The sequence below is a fragment of the Streptococcus halitosis genome (assembly GCF_003143695.2).
Classification (GTDB): Bacteria; Bacillota; Bacilli; order Lactobacillales; family Streptococcaceae; genus Streptococcus; species Streptococcus halitosis.
Genome location: NZ_QEMY02000001.1, coordinates 901,948 through 922,304 on the forward strand (window position 1 = coordinate 901,948; position 20,357 = coordinate 922,304).

The window sequence follows — 20,357 nt, forward strand, 5'->3', positions numbered from 1 at the left end:
ATGAAAATAGGTGATAAGCTAAACGGGCGTATTACAGGAATTCAGCCCTATGGTGCCTTTGTTGAGTTAGAGACAGGGGTGACAGGGCTGATTCACATCTCGGAGATTCGGACGGGATTTATTGAAAATATCTATGACATTTTAAAAATTGGCGATGAAGTCCAAGTTCAGGTGGTGGATTTTGACGAATACACTGGGAAGGCCAGCCTTTCTATCCGTACCTTAGAAGAGGAAAAACATCAATTGCCAAGACGGAGACGTTTTTCAAATGATCGGATCAAGCACGGTTTTGCACCACTTGGACGAATGATGCCTGTTTGGACGCGTGAGGCACTAGAGCATTTAAAGAAGAAGCCATAAATACGATTATCTAAATCATTTGTAATATTAACATTGTTTGTTATAATAAAAGTATGAAAGAAGAACAATTATTAAAACCAGGAGAGCGAATCAACCAGCTCTTTTCGACAGATATCAAGATCATTCAAAATAGAGAGGTGTTTAGCTATTCGGTGGATAGTGTTCTCTTATCACGCTTTCCTCGCTTCCCTAAACGGGGTTTAATTGTGGACTTTTGTGCTGGAAATGGTGCAGTGGGACTTTTTGCAAGTAGTCGTACCAAGGCAAAAATTCTCTCTGTAGAGATTCAGGAGCGCTTGGCGGATATGGCAGAGCGTTCGGTTCGGTTGAATGGCTTGGAAGAGCAGATGCAGGTCATCTGTGATGATTTGAAAAATATGCCTGCCCACATTCAGGGAAGTAAGGTGGATATGATTTTGTGTAATCCGCCTTATTTTAAGGTGGATCCGCATTCTAATCTTAACGAGAGTGAACACTACCTTCTGGCCAGACACGAAATTACGACTAACCTAGAAGAAATCTGCCGAAGTGCTCAGAGTATTCTCAAGTCTAATGGCCGTTTGGCCATGGTCCATCGTCCTGATCGGCTCTTGGATATCTTGGACATGTTGAAATGCCATAATTTGGCACCCAAGCGCCTGCAATTTGTCTATCCAAAACGAGAGAAGGAGGCCAATATGCTCTTAATCGAAGCTATCAAGGATGGCTCGACCAGTGGCTTCAAGGTCTTACCACCACTCATTGTTCACAATGATGATGGTTCCTATACCCCAGAAATTCAAGAGATTTACTATGGATCATAAGGCCTATATGTATGTGGTGGAGTGTCGTGATGGTTCTTACTATACAGGCTATACAACGGATGTGAAGAGGCGCCTTGCCGTTCATAATAGTGGTAAGGGAGCCAAGTATACCCGAGCTCGCTTGCCAGTCAAGCTTATCTATGTAGAGGGTTTTGCCAGTAAGGAAGAAGCCATGTCTGCAGAGGCTCTCCTAAAACGAAAGAAACGTTCACAGAAAGAACGGTTTTTATCTGAAAATCAAGAGAAAAATCTAGTTAACGATATTGATGTCTAACGAGGAGTCCTTTGACTCCTCTTACTTTTGTCAAAAGAGGAAAAAAGTGCTAAAATAAGATGAATAAATTTAAAGAGGTATTATCATGTCTAAGATTCTAGTATTTGGTCACCAAAATCCAGACTCAGATGCCATCGGGTCATCTGTAGCCTTTGCCTATCTTGCAAAAGAGGCTTATGGATTGGATACAGAAGCAGTAGCTCTCGGTACTCCAAATGAAGAAACAGCCTTTGTTTTGAACTATTTTGGTGTAGAAGCACCACGCGTCATCACATCTGCTAAAGCAGAAGGTGCAGAACAAGTCATCTTGACTGACCACAATGAATTCCAACAATCAGTGTCAGATATCGCTGAAGTAGAAGTTTACGGAGTTGTGGACCACCACCGTGTGGCTAATTTTGAAACTGCAAGCCCACTTTACATGCGCTTGGAACCAGTTGGATCAGCTTCATCTATCGTTTACCGTATGTTCAAAGAACATGGTGTAGCAGTTCCTAAAGAAATCGCAGGTTTGATGCTTTCAGGTTTGATTTCAGATACCCTTCTTTTGAAATCACCAACAACACACCCATCTGACAAAGTCATTGCTCCTGAATTGGCTGAATTGGCTGGTGTGAACTTGGAAGAGTACGGTCTTGCTATGCTCAAAGCTGGTACTAACTTGGCTAGCAAATCTGCTGAAGAATTGATTGACATTGATGCTAAGACTTTTGAACTCAACGGAAATAAGGTTCGTGTTGCCCAAGTCAATACTGTTGATATTGCTGAAGTCTTGGAACGCCAAGCAGAAATCGAAGTAGCAATGCAAGCGGCTAATGCGGCAAACGGCTACTCTGACTTTGTTTTGATGATTACAGACATCGTCAACTCAAACTCTGAAATTTTGGCTCTTGGATCAAACATGGACAAGGTGGAAGCAGCCTTTAACTTCAAACTTGAAAACAACCACGCTTTCCTTTCAGGTGCTGTTTCACGTAAGAAACAAGTAGTGCCTCAGTTGACTGAAAGCTTTAATGGGTAAGTTCCTGAGTGTCAGTTCAAAATAGGAAAGGCTAGTTTGTCTTATATCAAAAGGAGTTTTAACTCCTTTTTTTCTAGGAGAGAAGCATGTTAGCAAATGGCGATTTGATTTTTGTAAGAGATGAGTCGGATTTGGGGCAGGCCATCCAGGCTTCTACTGGGAACTATAGTCATGTTGCCATCTATTTGGATGGGATGATTTACCATGCTAGTGGGCAAGCTGGTGTTATCTGTCAAAAACTAAGAGACTTCTTAGAGCCAGCTTGTCTGTATGATCTTTATCTTTATCCAAAAATAGATATTCAAAAAGTAAAGAAAAGAGCTAACCAGCATCTTGGAGCTCCTTATAATTCTTCTTTTTATCCTGATGGGGAAGGATTCTATTGTTCCCAGTACATCGCAAAAATCCTGCCTATTTTTGAGACTATTCCGATGCAATTTGGGGACGGGGAGCAGGAGATTAGTGATTTCTGGAATGAATACTATAGAGAACTAGGAATAGCTGTGCCTCTGAACCAGCCGGGGACCAATCCTAGTCAGTTAGCAGCATCCCCTCTTTTAAAATGTAAAGAAAGGAATCTTCATGATTCAGATTTTTAATCCTTCTCGTTTGACTCGACAACTATTTTTTATAGATTTGGTTGACTATCTGGATCAGCATGACGATGTGATTCTACGAGAAATCAAGGCCCAGTTTCCAGATGTATCAGTTGATAAGCTTATGGAAGAGTATATAAAGGCAGGCTTGATTCTAAGGGAAAATAAACACTATTCGCTCAATCTCCCTTTTTTAGAATCTACGGATGATTTAGCCCTTGATCAAGAGATTTTTATCAGAGAGGACAGTCCAGTCTATCAAGGCTTGCTGGAGAAGACTTTTGAGACGGAATTGCGCAATCAAACCAATGCAGCCATTTTAATCGAACATACGGACTTTGCAAGGCAAAAAATGACCTTGTCTAATTATTTTTATAAAGTTAAGAACCAGTATCCACTGACAGAAGATCAGCAGAAACTCTATGATATTTTAGGAGATGTTAACCCTGAGTATGCCCTCAAATATATGACGACTTTTTTGTTAAAATTCCTCAAAAAAGACCAACTGATGCAGAAACGCCGTGATATCTTCGTTGAGAGTCTAGTCGTCTTGGGCTATGTTGTGCAAAACGAAGATGGAAAGTATGAGTTAGCTGCTGATTTTGATAAGGAACGGTTGATTTTCTATTTACCTTAATTGCTTCATTTTGAGCTGATTGTTTGACTTTGCTAAAGAATAAGCATAAACTGAATGTAAGCGATAACGTTTATCGTATTAAAAGCAAAGGAGACAGAGCTATGTCACTTGAAAATAAATTGGATCAAGCAACTGGTGCTATCAAAGAAGGATTTGGTAAAGTTACTGGCGATAGCAAGACAGAAGCAGAAGGTACTGTAGAAAAAACAGTTGCGAAAGCAAAAGAAGTTGTTGAAGAAGCTAAAGGTGCTGTAGAAGGTGCCGTTGAAGGTCTTAAAAATTCATTTAAGAAAGAAGACTAAAAAAATCAAGGGAAACATTCCCTTGATTTTTTTATAGATAACGTTCTGCGATAGCTGCGTCTCCGGGATAGTCTTCTTTCTTTCCTTGGACGATCTGGTAGCAATCAGCTCCCTTACCAGCAATAATCACGGCATCGAGTTCTTGATTTGTGATGGCCATAGCTGCCTTGATGGCTTGTTCACGATCGGCAATCTTTTTAACAGGATGACTGATATAGCTGCTGATTTCATCTGCAATGGTCATTGGATCTTCATAGTTGGGGTCATCAGCGGTGAGAAAGACTTGAATCTCAGGATGTTGATTGAGGAGGAGACCAAAGTCTTTGCGACGACTTTCACCCTTGTTTCCAGTCGAACCGAGAACCAGAGCGATCTTTCCAGTTTGATGAGTTTCAACAACAGAAATCAGTTTTTTAAGACTATCGCCATTGTGGGCATAGTCGATGAAGACTTTGGCTCCATTTTTCTGAGTCAGGACTTCCATACGTCCAGGAACGCGGGTTGCAGCGATTCCCTTTTTGATATTTTCAAGACTAGCGCCTAGACGGAGGCAGGCAAGTCCTGCAGCAACGGCATTTTCTTGGTTAAAGTGGCCAATGAGTTGAATATCATAATCACCAGCGAGTTTACCTGTAGCTGAAAAGCTAAAGGCTTTGGAGTTATCGATTTGATTGCTTGACTGGCTACCATAGAAGTCATGTTCTTGATGTTCCACTTGTTCTTTCAGTACAGAAAAGTGATCCATGTCGCTGTTAATGACAACTGCTCGGCTATTTTTCATCAAGAGACGTTTGTGGTAGAAGTAATCTTCAAAGCTAGGATGCTCAATCGGTCCGATATGGTCAGGAGTGATGTTGAGAAAGACACCTACATCAAAGGTCAGGCCATAGACTCGATTAACAAGATAGGCTTGGCTAGAGACTTCCATTACAAGATGGGTTCGACCATTCTTAACAGCCTGAGCCATCATGTCGAAAAGATCGATGTTTTCAGGCGTTGAGAAGGAAGATTTAAAGAAGGTCTTGCCATCTAGAGTTGTATTCATAGTTGACAAGAGGGCTGTTGGGTAGCGTTGAGATAGAATGTGGTAAGCAAAGTAAGCAGATGTTGTCTTTCCTTTTGTCCCTGTGAAAGCGAGAATTTTTAGTTTCTCTTGCGGATTACCATAAAATTCCATCGCAATCAAACTCATGGCTTTCTTGATATCGTTCACAACTATGACGGGGATACCGACTTCGTAGTCCTTTTCGGCAACATACCAGGCTAAGCCCTGAGTTATAGCAGAAAGAAGGTATTCTTTTTTAAAGGCAGCGCCTTTTGCAAAAAAAAGAGTGCCTTCTTTTACTTTTCGGCTGTCGTAACTGATGCTATCAAAAACAACTGCGTTGTAGTTGTAGTGGTAGTGTCCTTGGTCGATAATCTCGCGGAAGAGATCATCTTTCTTTAATATATCTAACACGGTTTCAATCTTTATCATACTTTCTATTGTAAACCGAAAGTCTGAATTTTACAAGTAACAAGGAAAAGTTTATAATGGAAGATGAGGAAAATTTCCTAGTTATCAAAATTGAATGAGGAAGCTATGTCTAACGAAAACAATCACCAGCAGGCCCAGATGTTGCGAGGGACTGCTTGGCTAACAGCTAGTAACTTTATTAGTCGCCTTCTTGGGGCTATCTACATTATTCCCTGGTATATCTGGATGGGAACCTATGCAGCCAAGGCAAATGGTCTCTTTACCATGGGCTACAATATTTACGCCTGGTTTTTGCTGATTTCGACAGCTGGTATTCCAGTTGCGGTTGCCAAACAAGTGGCTAAGTACAATACTATGCGAGAAGAAGAGCATAGCTTTGCCTTGATTCGGAGTTTCCTAAGCTTTATGACGGGCTTGGGCTTAGTCTTTGCTTTGGTCTTGTATCTCTTTTCTCCCTGGCTAGCAGATTTGTCAGGTGTGGGGAAAGATCTGATTCCCATCATGCAGAGCTTGGCTTGGGCGGTCTTGATTTTCCCATCTATGAGTGTCATCCGAGGTTTCTTCCAAGGGATGAATAACCTCAAACCCTATGCTATGAGTCAAATCGCTGAGCAGGTGATCCGTGTTATCTGGATGTTGATGGCAACCTTCTTCATTATGAAGATGGGTTCTGGTGACTACTTATCAGCCGTTACCCAATCGACCTTTGCAGCCTTTGTAGGGATGGTAGCAAGTTTTGCAGTTTTGATCTACTTCCTTGCTCAAGAAGGTTTGCTTAAAAGAGTTTTTGAAACACGGGATAGGATCAATAGTAAGCGACTCTTAGTCGATACCATCAAGGAAGCCATTCCCTTTATCCTGACAGGATCAGCCATTCAACTCTTCCAAATCTTAGACCAGATGACCTTTATCAATAGTATGAAGTGGTTTACCAACTACAGCAATGAAGACTTGGTTGTCATGTTTTCTTATTTCTCTGCCAATCCTAATAAAATTACCATGATTTTAATCTCTGTAGGGGTTTCCATTGGTAGTGTCGGCTTGCCGCTTTTGACGGAAAACTATGTAAAAGGTGACTTGCCAGCGGCGGCTCGCCTAGTCCAAGATAGCCTTACCATGCTCTTCTTATTTCTACTACCTGCAACGGTTGGAGTGGTCATGGTAGGGGAGCCTCTTTATACAGTCTTTTACGGTAAGCCAGATAGTCTGGCCATGGGCTTGTTTGTCTTTGCAGTTTTGCAGTCTACTATCCTAGGCTTGTATATGGTCTTGTCTCCTATGCTTCAGGCCATGTTCCGAAACCGCAAGGCAGTTCTATACTTTATCTATGGTTCCATTGCTAAGATTGTCTTGCAATTGCCAACCATTGCTATTTTCCATAGTTACGGTCCTTTGATTTCAACGACTATCGGCTTGATTATTCCAAATGTCCTAATGTACCGAGACATCTGTCAGGTAACGGGTGCTCGTCGAAAGATAATCTTGAAGCGAACCATTTTGATTACCATCTTAACACTTGTCATGTTTATCCTAGTTGGCTTCTTGCAGTGGCTACTCGGTTTTGTCTTCCAACCAAGTGGACGTTTCTGGAGTTTCCTTTATGTGGCTCTCATCGGAGGGCTTGGAGGAGGTCTTTATGGTTTGATGAGCCTACGGACACGACTCTTAGACAAGATAATCGGCAAAGCTCAAGCAGACCGGCTACGTACACGATTGAAAATATCGTAAAAAGATTTATAAATAAAAGCAATGAATTTAACCTTTCTTTAATAGAAAGGTTTTTATACTACATTTTTCTTAAAAAAAGAGAACTTTTTCTAAAATTAAGAGCAAAAAATATGCTTTTTTAAGTTTTTCTTCAGAAATTGCTTGACTAAATAAAACCAAAGCTGTATAATAAGACAAAACTTTTAAACAGGAGGTTCTGGAAATGAAAAAGTCTAAGGCCAAGTATCTGACACTTGCAAGTGTCGTGTTAAGCGCAGGTATCTTACTGAGCGCATGTGGAAATTCAAGTAGCGCTACTAAAACATATAACTATGTTTATTCGAGCGATCCATCTAGTTTGAACTATCTTGCAGAAAACCGTGCAACAACCAATGACATCGTGACCAATTTGGTGGATGGGTTGATGGAAAATGACCAATACGGTAACTATGTTCCATCATTGGCAGAGGATTGGACTGTTTCTCAGGACGGTTTGACCTATACTTACAAATTGCGTAAGGATGCAAAATGGTATACTTATGAGGGTGAAGAATATGCCCCTGTAACGGCACGAGACTTTGTGACAGGTTTGAAATATGCTGCTGATAAAAAATCCGAAGCCTTGTACCTTGTTCAAGACTCTGTAGCAGGTTTGGATGACTATATCAACGGGAAAACAACTGACTTTTCAACTGTCGGTGTTAAGGCGATTGACGACCAAACAGTTCAGTACACTTTGACACGTCCAGAATCTTATTGGAATTCTAAAACAACTTCAACCATTCTCTTCCCTGTCAATGCAGATTTCTTAAAATCAAAAGGGGATGACTTTGGTAAGGTAGACCCTTCTAGTATTTTGTACAATGGACCTTTCTTGATGAAATCGTTTGTTTCAAAATCTGTTATCGAATACAAGAAAAATCCAAATTACTGGGATGAAAAAAATGTCTTTGTGGATGATGTGAAATTGGCCTATTATGATGGTAGTGACCAAGATGCACTAGCACGTAACTTTGTAGAAGGAGTATACAGCTACGCGCGTCTCTACCCAAATAGCTCAAGCTTTGAAGGTATTAAAGAGAAGAACAAGGATAACATCATCTATAGTATGCAAAACGCAACTTCTTATTACTTGAACTTCAACTTGGACAGAAAGTCTTATAACTTCACGTCTAAAACATCAGATATCGAAAAGAAATCAACCCAAGAAGCAGTTCTGAATAAAAACTTCCGTCAAGCCTTCAACTATGCTTATAACCGTACAGCCTATGGAGCACAATCTCAAGGGGAGGACGGAGCGACAAAGATTATTCGTAACTTGGTTGTACCTCCAACATTTGTAAGTATCAACGGAAAAGACTTTGGCGATGTTGTTTCAGAAAAGATGGTCAACTATGGCCAAGAATGGCAAGGAATCAACTTTGCAGATGCGCAAGATCCATACTACAATCCTGATAAGGCCAAGGCTAAATTTGCAGAAGCTAAGAAAGAATTGGAAGCTAAGGGTGTGCAATTTCCAATCCACTTGGATGTAACAGTTGACCAATCAGCTAAAAAAGGTGTACTTGAAGCAAGTTCTTTGAAACAATCCATCGAATCTGTTCTAGGAGCTGAGAATGTGGTTATCGATATCCAACAGCTATCAACAGATGACTTTGACAACTCTAGCTACCTAGCTCAAACTGCAGCTCAAAAAGACTTTGATATCTATAATGGCGGTTGGAGTGCGGACTACTTGGATCCATCAAGCTATCTTGATATCTTAAATGTCAATAACGGTGGTATGTTGCAAAACATTGGTCTAGAACCAGGTGAGGTCAATGACAAGGCTAAGGCGGTTGGTCTGGATACCTACACTCAAATGTTGGAAGAAGCTAATAAAGAGCAAGAACCAGCAAAACGTTATGAAAAATATGCTGAAATTCAAGCTTGGCTCGTTGATAGCGCCCTTGCTATTCCAAACGTTTCTCAGGGTGGAACACCGACCTTGAGAAAGACAGTTCCATTCTCATCACCATTCTCACAAGCTGGAAATAAGGGTGTCGAATCATACAAGTATCTCAAGTTACAAGATAAGACTGTAACGGCTGATGAGTATGAAAAAGCTAAAGAAAAATGGCAGAAAGAAAAAGAAGAATCAAATAAAAAAGCGCAAGAAGAACTGGCAAAACACGTTAAATAACCAGTCTATTCAACAGGAAAAACGATAGTTTCTTAAGGAACTATCGTTTTTATATAGTTTGAAACTATAGCTAGCTCTTGAAAACAAGAAAATGAGTTAGTGAAAATAAGTGGTACAATAGTTACTATAGATTTGGAGGTATTGTATGAGCAAAGAACTACACATCAACACAATTTTGGCCCAGGCGGGAATCAAGTCAGATAAGGCAACAGGTGCCTTGGTAACACCGCTTCATTTTTCAACCACTTATCAGCATCCGGAGTTCGGTCAGTCTACGGGATTTGACTATACTCGGACTAAAAACCCAACTCGCAGTAAGGCGGAGGAGGTTTTGGCGGCTATTGAATCAGCGGACTATGCCCTAGCGACGAGCTCAGGAATGGCTGCGATTGTACTGGCCTTTAGTGTTTTTCCAGTAGGAAGTAAAGTCTTGGCAGTGCGAGACCTTTATGGTGGTTCTTTCCGTTGGTTCAACCAAGTGGAACAGGAAGGTCGTTTCCGTTTTACCTATGCCAATACAGAAGAAGAGTTGATTGCTGAGTTAGAGAAAGATGTGGATGTTCTCTATATTGAAACACCAACTAATCCCTTGATGTTGGAATTTGATATTGCCAAACTAGCCAAACTAGCTCATGCCAAGGGTGCCAAGGTAGTGGTGGACAATACCTTCTACAGTCCGATTTACCAACGTCCGATTGAAGATGGTGCGGATATCGTTCTTCATTCAGCAACCAAGTATCTAGCAGGGCACAATGATGTCTTAGCTGGGGTGGTTGTGACTAATAGTTTAGAACTATATGAGCAACTGTTCTACAATTTGAATACGACAGGTGCAGTCTTGTCACCGTTTGATAGTTATCAGTTGATTCGTGGCCTTAAAACTCTACCTCTTCGTATGGAGCGTTCTACAGCCAATGCCCAAGAAGTGGTTGCTTTTTTGAAGGATTCACCTGCTGTCAAGGAAGTGCTCTATACAGGACGTGGGGGTATGATTTCCTTTAAAGTAGTGGATGAAAAACGTATTCCTCGTATTTTAAATAGCCTCAAGCTCTTCTCATTTGCGGAAAGTTTGGGTGGGGTAGAGAGTCTGATTACCTATCCGATGACGCAAACCCATGCGGATATTCCGGCAGAAGTGCGCCATTCCTATGGCTTAACAGATGACCTCTTGCGCTTGTCAATTGGGATTGAGGATGCCAGAGATTTGATTGCGGACTTGCGACAAGCTTTGGAAGGATAAGACAGATATGGAAAAATATGATTTTACAAGTCTGCCCAATCGTTTTGGACATCATACTTATAAATGGAAAGAAGCGGAAGATGATCGAGAAGTTCTACCAGCTTGGATAGCAGATATGGACTTTGTGGTTTTGCCTGAAGTTCGACAAGCTGTACAAGCCTACGCAGATCAGTTGGTCTATGGCTATACCTATGCTAGCGATGCTTTGATTGAATCGGTTCAGGACTGGGAAGCCACACAACACGGCTATCACTTTGACAAGGATGCCCTCGTCTTTATAGAGGGAGTGGTACCAGCTATCTCAACAGCTATTCAAGCCTTTACAAAAGAAGGAGAGGCGGTTCTGATTAACACACCGGTCTATCCACCTTTTGCCCGCAGTGTCAAACTGAACAATCGCAGATTGATTACCAATTCTTTGGTGGAAAAGGATGGGCTGTTTGAGATTGACTTTGACCAGTTGGAGAAGGAATTGGTGGAAGAGGATGTGAAGCTTTATATCCTTTGCAATCCCCACAATCCTGGTGGACGTGTTTGGGAAAAGGAAGTGTTAGAAAAGATTGGGCATCTCTGCCAAAAACACGGTGTTTTGTTGGTTTCAGATGAGATTCACCAAGATTTGGCTCTCTTTGGTCACAAACACCAGTCATTTAATACCATTGATCCTGCTTTTAAAGACTTTGCCCTTATCTTGAGCAGTGCCACTAAGACCTTTAATATTGCTGGGACCAAAAATTCCTATGCAGTTATTGAAAATCCCAAGCTTCGAGTTGCTTTCCAAAAACGTCAGTTGGCCAATAACCAACATGAAATCTCAGGCTTGGGCTATTTGGCGACAGAAGCTGCCTACCGTTATGGTAAGGACTGGTTAGGAGACTTAAAAGAAGTCATCGAGGACCACATTAACTATGTAGTGGATTTTTTGGGCAACGAAACCAAGATTAAGGTCATGAAACCGCAAGGTACCTACTTGATCTGGCTTGATTTTTCAGCCTATGACCTAACGGATGACCGCTTGCAAGAGCTTTTGAAGAATGAAGCCAAGGTTATCTTGAATCGAGGTTTGGACTTTGGAGAGGAGGGAACTCTTCATGCCCGCCTCAATGTGGCTATGCCGAAGTCCGTACTGGAAGAGGTTTGCCAACGCATCGTGACCACTTTTGCTACACTTTAAAAATCGAGCCTTCTAGGAGGAAAGTCTTCCTAGAAGGCTATTTTCGTAGGGGAAAATGTGGTATAATAAAAAGATAAGATAAAGGGGTAACTATGGCTAAATTGATTCCGGGAAAGTTGCGCATGGAGGGGGTTACACTCTATGAAACAGGCAACATTGAGATTATCAAGGAAAAAGGGAATCGCCTCTATACTCGTGTGGCGGGAGAAGACTTGCGCTACAGTTTAGAGGATGATCTGGTTTTTTGTGCTTGCGATTTTTTCCAAAAAAGAGGTTACTGTGTTCACCTCGCAGCGCTCGAGCATTATCTGAAGAATGATGAAGAAGGCCAGGTGATTTTACGAGCCTTAGAAAAAGGACATGAAGAGCAAGAAGAGGTCGAAACCAAGGTTAGTTTTGGTGGTAGTTTTTTGGAGCGGATCCAACCTCAGAAGCGAGAAAAAATCTACACTTTGTCGTCTCAAGGCCAGGTAGAAGCTGGAACCAATCGCCTCCTTTGGACTCTTCGAATCGGTTTAGTTGATAGTCAAAAATATTATGTCATTCGTGACATCCCTCTCTTTTTGAAGGTCTTGGTCCATCGAAAGCCATATATGATTGGGAAACACTATGAAAATGACTTGTCTTGGGATGCTTTTGATACAGCTAGTCAGGAAGTTCTTACTTTTTTATGTGGCTTGATTGAGGAGGGACTGAGTCAAGAGCTCTTTTTCCCCAATCAAGGTCGTCACCTCTTTTTCCCTCTGACCTTTTTTGAGCAGGGAGTGGGGTTATTGATGAACTTGGAAGATTTTCATTTCGAACACCAGATTACTAGTTATGAAAATCTTCTCTTTCATGATTTAGATCCAGAAGCAAACCTTTTCTCTTTTTCCGTGCAGGAGTATCCCGATTATTTTGAGATGGAGATTTCTGAAAGTGAGCGAGTTAACGTATTCTATGGAGGGGCAGTTCTCTTTCGTAAGGGGAATCTTTATCTCTTAAACCCTAAACAAATCAGCCTCCTAAAGGAAATCAAGGAGCTTTCTCAGGAGGAAAGAGGGAGAAAATGCCTCCAGTTTGACAATAGTGATCGTGACCGCCTAGCCGCCTGTCTGCCTTTGTTTGGACAGCTAGGAACAGTTTCTGCTCCTGAGCGCTTACAAATCAGACCCTTTTCACCAATCTTTTACTTTGATAGGGAGGATGACGGCCGCATCCGTTTGGATATCCAGTTTGACTATGGAGATGTTAAGGTAACTAGTCGTCAACAGCTGGAACAATTACCATTTTCAAGCGATGCCGTCTTGGAAAATCAGCTATTTCAAGTCTGTTTAGGGGCTGGTTTTGAGGCTGATTTTCAGTCTTGGAGACAGGCTTTGAAGTCAGAGGCAGTTTATTCTTTCTTTCACCATACGATTCCAGCTTTTGATAAGTTGGGTCAGGTCTTCTTATCTGATGAAATCAATCAGCTCTACAGCGTCCAAGCTCCTCAGGTTCAGATTGAGTCCAAGGGAGGACTGTTGGAGATTCAGTTTGATTTCCAAGAGATTGCCCAAGAAGAGATTGATCAAGCTCTTAAAGCCCTGACCAGCAATCAGGATTTCTATATCAGTTCTTCTGACCAAGTGTACTTTTTTGATGAGGAAACCAAGCAGATTCGTCAAAATTTGCAGGAACTGGGGGTTGAGCTAAAAGATGGTTCTTTCCAAGCGCGAAAATCTCTAGCTTATAGTCTTTCTCAGCTTTTTGAAGGTCGAGACAGGATCTCCTTCTCGGAAGAATTTCAGCATTTAGCTCATGATTTGACCCATCCAGAGGATTTTCCTTTGGGAGATATACGGGTGCAGGCGAGTTTGAGAGACTATCAGGAAAAGGGAGTCCGTTGGCTCCAGATGCTTCATCACTATGGCTTTGGTGGCATTCTGGCAGATGATATGGGACTGGGAAAAACATTGCAAACCATCGCTTTTTTGACCAGTCAGGTGACAGAAGACAGTCGGGTCTTGATTTTAGCGCCGTCAGGTTTAATCTACAATTGGGCAGATGAATTCAGGAAATTTGCACCACAGTTGGATTTGGCTGTCGTTCATGGTTTGAAAGCGAATCGAGAAGCAATTCTTTCTGAAAATCACCAAATCTATGTGACTAGCTATGCCACCTTTCGTCAAGACAGCGAGCTTTATCAAGAGATAGCTTTTGATTTTCTCTTCTTAGATGAAGCCCAGGTCATGAAAAATGCCCAGACCAAGATTGCTCAGAGTTTGCGCCAGTTTGTGGTGCCGTCGGTCTTTGCTTTGTCAGGTACGCCCATCGAAAACCATTTAGGAGAGTTGTGGGCTATCTTTCAAATTGTGCTTCCGGGGCTCTTGCCAAGTAAAAAGGAGTTTATGAAATTACCGGCTGACCGGGTCGCGCAGTTTATCAAGCCCTTTGTCATGAGGCGTAAGAAAGAAGAAGTCCTTACAGAACTGCCTGATCTGATCGAAGTTGTCTATAAAAATGAACTGGAAGACCAGCAGAAGGCCATCTATCTCGCCCAGTTGCAACAGATGCGAGACCGCCTAGCGCAAGTGACAGATCAAGAATTCCAGAGAAGTCGGGTAGAAATCTTATCTGGACTCATGCGTTTGCGCCAGATCTGCGATACGCCAGCTCTCTTCATGGACGATTACCAAGGAGCTAGTGGTAAATTGGATAGTCTCCGAGATTTATTGCTACAAGTGGCTGATGGTGGGCATCGGGTCTTGATTTTCTCTCAATTTAAAGGAATGTTGGAAAAAATCGAGCAAGAACTCCCAGACTTGGGTTTGACCTCCTTCAAAATTACGGGCTCAACTCCTGCTCAAGACCGGCAAGAAATGACTAAAATATTTAATCAAGGGGAAAGGGATATCTTTCTCATCTCTCTTAAGGCGGGTGGTGTCGGTCTCAATCTGACAGGAGCTGACACCGTCATCCTAGTGGACCTCTGGTGGAATCCTGCTGTCGAGGCTCAGGCTATCGGACGAGCTCACCGAATGGGACAGGAGCGGAAGGTAGAGGTTTACCGTTTGATTACTAGAGGAACCATTGAAGAAAAGATTCAAGAACTCCAAGAACAGAAGAAACACCTGGTTTCCCAAGTTTTGGATGGAACGGAATCGCGTGCGAGTCTTAGTCTGGCAGAAATTCGAGAAATTTTAGGGATTTCTGAAGCCAGCACTTGAAAAATCAAGACAATACGCTATAATGAAGTGTTGAAAGGAAATACAAAATGAAACAAGATCGATTTCCACTGGTGTCAGATGATGAGATCATGCTGACTAAAATGCCAGTCATGGACTTGTACGATGAGTCAGACTTTATTAGCAATATCAAGGGTGATTACCGCGATAAGAACTATTTGGAATGGTCTCCTATCAATGAGGAACAGGCTGTAACTCCTTCGGTAGCTAGCAAGGAGCCAAAACCAGGCCCAGAACCTAAAAAAGTTGAAAAAACGTATGCTGAATTGGCTCGAGAAGAGGCGCGTGCGGATCTGAAGAAGAAACGTTCGGCCAAGTATTTGACTCAGGATGTTAGTCATACTAGACGACACAATGGTTCAACACTTGTTCGTCAAGGAAACCAACCAACAGCACCATTTCAAAAGGAAAATCCAGGTGAGTTTGCCAAGTTTAGCAGAAACTTGAGTCAGTCACACTATATCTTAGCTGAGGAGGTTGGCCAAGTGGCGAATCCAACTCCGAAAACCCAAATGGAAAAAGCTAAAAAGAACAACTATGATTTTCTAAAGAAGAGTCAAATCTATAATAAAAAGAATAAGCAAACAGAACAGGAACGTCAGGTTGCCCAAGAGTTGAATCTGACAAGAATTACTGAGTAAGGGAGAAAAGCATGTCAAAAACATATCATTTTATTGGAATCAAGGGATCAGGGATGAGTGCCCTAGCCTTGATGTTGCATCAAATGGGACACAAGGTTCAAGGTTCAGACGTTGAAAAATACTACTTTACTCAACGTGGACTAGAGCAGGCAGGAATTACGATTCTTCCTTTTGATGAAAAGAACCTGCAAGGGGATCTTGAAATTATTGCTGGAAATGCCTTTCGTCCAGATAACAATGTTGAAATCGCCTATGCCGACAAAAATGGTATCAGCTACAAACGTTACCATGAATTCCTAGGTAGCTTTATGCGTGACTTTGTCAGCATGGGGGTTGCAGGAGCGCATGGAAAGACATCAACGACTGGGATGCTGTCTCACGTTTTGTCTCACATCACAGACACTAGCTTCTTGATTGGGGATGGAACGGGTCGAGGTTCTGAAAATGCTAAGTATTTTGTTTTTGAATCTGACGAATATGAGCGTCATTTCATGCCTTACCACCCAGAATACTCTATTATCACCAATATTGACTTTGACCATCCAGACTACTTTACGAGTCTAGAGGATGTATTCAATGCCTTTAATGACTATGCTAAACAAATTACCAAAGGTTTATTCGTCTACGGTGAGGATGCTGAGTTGCGTAAGATTACAGCCAATGCGCCAATCTATTACTATGGCTTTGATGCTGAGGGAAATGACTTTGTAGCTAGCGACCTTCTACGTTCTACAACTGGTTCGACCTTCACAGTTCATTTCCGCGGACAAGAGTTGGGTCAATTCCACATTCCAACCTTTGGTCGTCACAATATCATGAATGCGACAGCCGTTATTGGTTTACTTTATACAGCAGGGTTTGACTTGAACTTGGTACGTGAACACTTGAAAACATTTGCTGGTGTCAAGCGTCGTTTCACTGAAAAGGTTGTCAATGGTACCATTATTATTGATGATTTCGCCCACCATCCAACGGAAATCATTGCGACCTTAGATGCGGCTCGTCAGAAATACCCAAGCAAGGAAATTGTTGCAATCTTCCAACCACACACTTTCACTAGAACCATTGCCCTATTAGACGACTTTGCTAAAGCTTTGAGCCAGGCAGATGCTGTTTATTTGGCGAAAATCTATGGATCAGCCCGTGAGGTGGACCATGGTGACGTCAAGGTAGAAGACCTAGCAGATAAAATTAAGAAGAAAAGCCAAGTCATCACAGTTGAAAATGTATCACCACTCCTTGAGCATGATAATGCAGTCTATGTCTTTATGGGAGCAGGAGATATCCAAACCTATGAGTACTCATTTGAACGTCTTTTGTCTAATTTGACAAGTAACGTCCAATAAGAAAAAGAATGGAAATTCCAATCACCATAGGACGGGCTACTTTATCGGATTTAGAAGAAATTGTAGCAATTGAAGAATCTTGTTTATCCTCAGAAGAAATAGTGAGCTACGAGTTTTTAGAAGAGAGTATCCGTAATCTTACGGATACCTTTCTTGTAGCTAGAGATGAAAACCAGCTCGTAGGCTATGTTTTAGGAGAGTCTCAGTCTCTTCATCCCACATGGATAGAAATAAGATCATTTGCTATTCATCCTGACCATCGCGGGCAAGGCTTGGGGACCCTTCTTCTTGCTAGCTTGAAACAAGTGGCGGTAGAAGGAGGGTATGAGTATCTTCGCTTGACTTGTCCTGATGACTTGCTCTCTTATTTTGAGATGAATGACTTTGTTGAGGAAGAAGTGCCAGAAGCTTCATGCGCAAGATTTTCGGGATGGAATCTGATTTGGGCCAATCCTTTTTATCAGGAGGAAGTATGAAAATCAGACAAGCAAGATTTTCGGATTTAGATCAAATTTTAGAGATAGAGCTGGAGAATTTCTCCCTTGAAGAAGCGATTCCTCGTTCGGTCTTTGAGGCGCACTTACGTGAAATTCAGACCAGTTTTCTCGTAGCTGAAAAGGAGGGACGTATCCTTGGGTATATCGAAGGCCCAGTCGTCCCATATCGTCATCTACAAGATCAGTCCTTTACAGAAGATATAAAAGACTATAGCCATCGACCTGGAGGCTATATCTCTGTGACCTGTCTCTCCATAGCTAAGGAGGCACAAGCCTTGGGCGTGGGGAAAAGACTGTTAGGGGCTCTGAAAGAAGTTGCTTTAGAACATGAACGAGAAGGTATCAATTTGACCTGTCATGACTATCTCATCCCTTATTATGAAAAAAATGGCTTTGTTAATGAGGGAATATCCCAGTCAAGCTTTGCGGGTGAAAGTTGGTATGATATGGTTTGGCAACCTTAAAAAATGAGAATCATAGCTATAGAAAGGGATGTTTTGTTGCTTTTCTGTAACTTTTAAGATATAATATTATGGATTGTCAACAAGGAGGTAATGCTTTTGACTGAAAAATCAAGAGAAGAAGAAAAATTAAGCTTTAAAGAGCAGATTCTACGTGATTTAGAGAGAGTAAAAGAACAAGATAGAAAAGAGAAAGAAGTAGACATTCCAAATCTGATAGCTTCATCATCTCAAGCTAGTTCAGTAACTCCTGCAAATCCTGAATCTGATGCTTCAACAGAAGAGTTGATGGCTGATTCCCTATCTGTTGTCGATAAAATTCTAAAGAATGCGCCAAGTGTTCCTCCACTTTCGAGTGCTGAAGCTGATAAAACGGATGAAAAAGAAGAGAAAGAGATTAGACAGCCTGTCATTGACAAGATAGAAGTTGTAGAATCTGAAGAACCTCTAGTAGAACCGATTTATCCAGCTGAAGAATCTGTAGTGGAGTCCGTTCAACCTAAGGTGGAACCAGTTGAACTTGAACCTGAAGAAAAAGAATTTAACGACACTCCGACCAAGATAGATGTGACTTATAAGACAGAAGAGGCCAATACATCAATTCCTTCTTCTGAGAATAAAGCTGAAGCGCTAGCTTCAACTGGATCCTCAGACAGATTAACGGAGGAATCACGTCGTGACCGTCGTCGTAAAGGTAAAAAACCAACTAAGAAAAAGAAAAAATCAAAAGCCAAAGGTTTCCTAGTAACCTTTTTAGTTCTTTTGGTGCTTGTGGCTGCTGGTGGATACTTTGGGTACGGTTATGTTCAAGACTCTTTGAAACCTGTTGATGCGAGCTCTAAGGAGTATATGACAGTTCAAATTCCCGAAGGATCAAATGTGCAACAAATTGGGAGCACTTTGGAAAAATCTGGTTTGGTCAAACATGGACTTATCTTTAGTATTTATGCTAAGTATAAGGGTTCAGACTTGAAGTCAGGTTATTACAATTTGAAGAAGAGCATGAGTACGGATGACTTGATTCAAGAATTGCAAAAAGGTGGAACTCCTGAACCTCAAGAACCAGTGCTTGCAAACTTAACTATTCCGGAAGGTTATACTTTAGAGCAAATTGCTCAGACAGTAGGTCAACTCCAAGGTGATTTTAAAGAACCTCTTACAGCGGATGCTTTTCTGGCAAAAGCTCAAGATGAAACCTTCATCTCCCAACTAGTAGCCAAGTATCCAAACCTTCTTGGAAGTCTTCCAACAAAAGACAGTGGCGTTCGTTATCGCCTTGAAGGTTACCTTTTCCCAGCAACCTACACTATCAAAGACAGCACCACAGTTGAAAGCTTGATTGATGATATGTTAGCAGCTATGGACAAGGCCATGTCACCGTACTACACTACGATAAAAGAAAAGAATCTGACAGTTAATGAATTGCTCAGTATTGCTTCTCTTGTCGAAAAAGAAGGTGCTAAGACCGAAGATCGTAAATTGATTGCGGGAGTCTTCTATAACCGCTTGAATCTTGGTATGCCACTTCAAAGCAACATTGCTATCTTGTATGCTGAAGGAAAACTTGGCCAAAAGATTAGCTTGGCTGATGATACTGCAATTGATACTACGATTGATTCACCTTATAATGTTTATACACATCTTGGCCTCATGCCCGGCCCAGTTGATAGTCCAAGCCTCGATGCTATTGAAGCAAGTGTAAATCAGACAAAGAGTGAGTACTTGTACTTTGTAGCCAATGTTGAAGACGGTAAAGTGTACTTTGCAACGACAAAAGAAGAGCATGACCAAAACGTTGCAGAACATATCAATAGTAAATTAACACAATCAAGTAGTTCAAACTAAAATTATGTGGTTTTCCACATAATTTTGTTTTAAAAAAGTAATAGAAAAGAAAGTTGAAAAAATGGCAGAAAAAACTTACCCAATGACCCTTGAAGAAAAGAAAAAGCTAGAAAAAGAATTAGAAGAATTGAAACTCGTTCGTCGTCCTGAAGTCGTAGAGCGTATCAAAATTGCTCGTTCGTACGGGGATCTTTCAGAAAATAGTGAGTACGAAGCAGCTAAGGATGAACAAGCTTTTGTTGAAGGACAAATTTCAAGTCTAGAAACAAAAATTCGCTATGCTGAAATTGTTAATAGCGATGCAGTTGCCCAAGATGAGGTAGCTATCGGTAAGACAGTAACCATCCAAGAAATCGGTGAAGAGGAAGAGGAAGTCTACATCATCGTCGGTTCTGCAGGTGCGGATGCTTTCGCTGGGAAGGTATCAAATGAAAGTCCGATTGGACAAGCTTTGATCGGCAAAAAAACAGGCGATATTGTTACGATTGAGACACCTGTTGGTAGTTACGATGTCAAAATTTTAAAGGTTGAAAAAACAGCCTAAATAGAATGAAAATGGAGTAGTGGAGGTCTTGACTTGCTCAACTC

Annotated in this window: 19 protein-coding genes; 18 read left to right on the forward strand and 1 reads right to left on the reverse strand. The window is 41.5% G+C overall.

What is annotated here, in order from left to right; genetic code table 11:
- The 7 genes from DB729_RS04535 (at position 1) to DB729_RS04565 (ending at position 3,993) form a co-directional block, all read left to right on the forward strand.
- Complete coding sequence (locus DB729_RS04535; protein WP_000689615.1) at positions 1-360, forward strand: S1 RNA-binding domain-containing protein; 360 nt, start codon at positions 1-3, stop codon at positions 358-360.
- A gap of 53 nt (positions 361-413) precedes the next feature.
- Positions 414-1,163, forward strand: a complete 750-nt coding sequence (locus DB729_RS04540; RefSeq protein WP_084852423.1) for a tRNA1(Val) (adenine(37)-N6)-methyltransferase — start codon at positions 414-416, stop codon at positions 1,161-1,163.
- Complete coding sequence (locus DB729_RS04545) at positions 1,153-1,437, forward strand: GIY-YIG nuclease family protein (RefSeq protein WP_033606141.1); 285 nt, start codon at positions 1,153-1,155, stop codon at positions 1,435-1,437. The genes DB729_RS04540 and DB729_RS04545 overlap by 11 nt, the downstream gene beginning before the upstream one ends.
- Before the next feature lie 85 nt (positions 1,438-1,522).
- A complete protein-coding gene (locus tag DB729_RS04550) occupies positions 1,523-2,458 on the forward strand; it encodes a manganese-dependent inorganic pyrophosphatase (protein ID WP_109290143.1) in 936 nt (311 codons plus the stop codon).
- An 86-nt stretch (positions 2,459-2,544) separates the two neighbouring features.
- The gene (locus tag DB729_RS04555) at positions 2,545-3,057 is read left to right on the forward strand and encodes a YiiX/YebB-like N1pC/P60 family cysteine hydrolase (RefSeq protein ID WP_109290142.1); all 513 of its coding nucleotides are present in this window, start codon (positions 2,545-2,547) and stop codon (positions 3,055-3,057) included.
- Positions 3,041-3,691, forward strand: a complete 651-nt coding sequence (locus DB729_RS04560; protein ID WP_109290141.1) for a DUF1803 domain-containing protein — start codon at positions 3,041-3,043, stop codon at positions 3,689-3,691. The genes DB729_RS04555 and DB729_RS04560 overlap by 17 nt, the downstream gene beginning before the upstream one ends.
- A 101-nt stretch (positions 3,692-3,792) precedes the next feature.
- The gene (locus DB729_RS04565) at positions 3,793-3,993 is read left to right on the forward strand and encodes a CsbD family protein (RefSeq protein ID WP_033584493.1); all 201 of its coding nucleotides are present in this window, start codon (positions 3,793-3,795) and stop codon (positions 3,991-3,993) included.
- Positions 3,994-4,024: 31 nt separating this feature from the next.
- Here the strand turns inward: DB729_RS04565 and DB729_RS04570 are convergent, their stop codons facing one another.
- On the reverse strand, positions 4,025-5,470 hold the full coding sequence (locus tag DB729_RS04570) for a UDP-N-acetylmuramoyl-L-alanyl-D-glutamate--L-lysine ligase (protein ID WP_109290140.1): 1,446 nt from the start codon (positions 5,468-5,470) through the stop codon (positions 4,025-4,027).
- Positions 5,471-5,575: 105 nt separating this feature from the next.
- Between DB729_RS04570 and DB729_RS04575 the strand changes: the two genes are divergently transcribed.
- The 11 genes from DB729_RS04575 (at position 5,576) to greA (ending at position 20,313) form a co-directional block, all read left to right on the forward strand.
- Complete coding sequence (locus tag DB729_RS04575; RefSeq protein ID WP_070696319.1) at positions 5,576-7,198, forward strand: putative polysaccharide biosynthesis protein; 1,623 nt, start codon at positions 5,576-5,578, stop codon at positions 7,196-7,198.
- Positions 7,199-7,400: 202 nt separating this feature from the next.
- Positions 7,401-9,359 carry a peptide ABC transporter substrate-binding protein gene (locus tag DB729_RS04580; RefSeq protein ID WP_109290139.1) on the forward strand — a complete coding sequence of 653 codons (1,959 nt, stop codon included), beginning with the start codon at positions 7,401-7,403 and terminating at the stop codon, positions 9,357-9,359.
- 145 nt (positions 9,360-9,504) lie between these two features.
- The gene (locus DB729_RS04585) at positions 9,505-10,599 is read left to right on the forward strand and encodes a cystathionine gamma-synthase (RefSeq protein WP_109290138.1); all 1,095 of its coding nucleotides are present in this window, start codon (positions 9,505-9,507) and stop codon (positions 10,597-10,599) included.
- A 7-nt stretch (positions 10,600-10,606) separates the two neighbouring features.
- Positions 10,607-11,773: a MalY/PatB family protein gene (locus DB729_RS04590; protein WP_109290137.1), complete on the forward strand. Its 1,167-nt coding sequence runs from the start codon at positions 10,607-10,609 to the stop codon at positions 11,771-11,773.
- A gap of 92 nt (positions 11,774-11,865) precedes the next feature.
- On the forward strand, positions 11,866-14,961 hold the full coding sequence (locus DB729_RS04595; RefSeq protein ID WP_109290136.1) for a pilus expression-regulating Snf2 family helicase: 3,096 nt from the start codon (positions 11,866-11,868) through the stop codon (positions 14,959-14,961).
- Positions 14,962-15,008: 47 nt separating this feature from the next.
- Positions 15,009-15,620 carry a divisome accessory protein ZapJ gene (gene zapJ, locus DB729_RS04600; RefSeq protein ID WP_084853350.1) on the forward strand — a complete coding sequence of 204 codons (612 nt, stop codon included), beginning with the start codon at positions 15,009-15,011 and terminating at the stop codon, positions 15,618-15,620.
- Positions 15,621-15,631: 11 nt separating this feature from the next.
- The gene (gene murC / locus DB729_RS04605) at positions 15,632-16,966 is read left to right on the forward strand and encodes a UDP-N-acetylmuramate--L-alanine ligase (protein ID WP_000048097.1); all 1,335 of its coding nucleotides are present in this window, start codon (positions 15,632-15,634) and stop codon (positions 16,964-16,966) included.
- Positions 16,967-16,974: 8 nt separating this feature from the next.
- The gene (locus DB729_RS04610) at positions 16,975-17,442 is read left to right on the forward strand and encodes a GNAT family N-acetyltransferase (protein WP_084852411.1); all 468 of its coding nucleotides are present in this window, start codon (positions 16,975-16,977) and stop codon (positions 17,440-17,442) included.
- Positions 17,439-17,927 (forward strand): GNAT family N-acetyltransferase, encoded by a 489-nt coding sequence (locus tag DB729_RS04615; RefSeq protein WP_109290135.1) that lies wholly within the window; start codon positions 17,439-17,441, stop codon positions 17,925-17,927. Before DB729_RS04610 ends, DB729_RS04615 begins: the two co-directional genes overlap by 4 nt.
- Positions 17,928-18,017: 90 nt before the next feature.
- A complete protein-coding gene (gene mltG / locus DB729_RS04620) occupies positions 18,018-19,769 on the forward strand; it encodes an endolytic transglycosylase MltG (RefSeq protein WP_109290134.1) in 1,752 nt (583 codons plus the stop codon).
- Between the two features lie 61 nt (positions 19,770-19,830).
- A complete protein-coding gene (gene greA, locus DB729_RS04625) occupies positions 19,831-20,313 on the forward strand; it encodes a transcription elongation factor GreA (RefSeq protein WP_000818770.1) in 483 nt (160 codons plus the stop codon).
- Positions 20,314-20,357 lie beyond the last annotated feature (44 nt).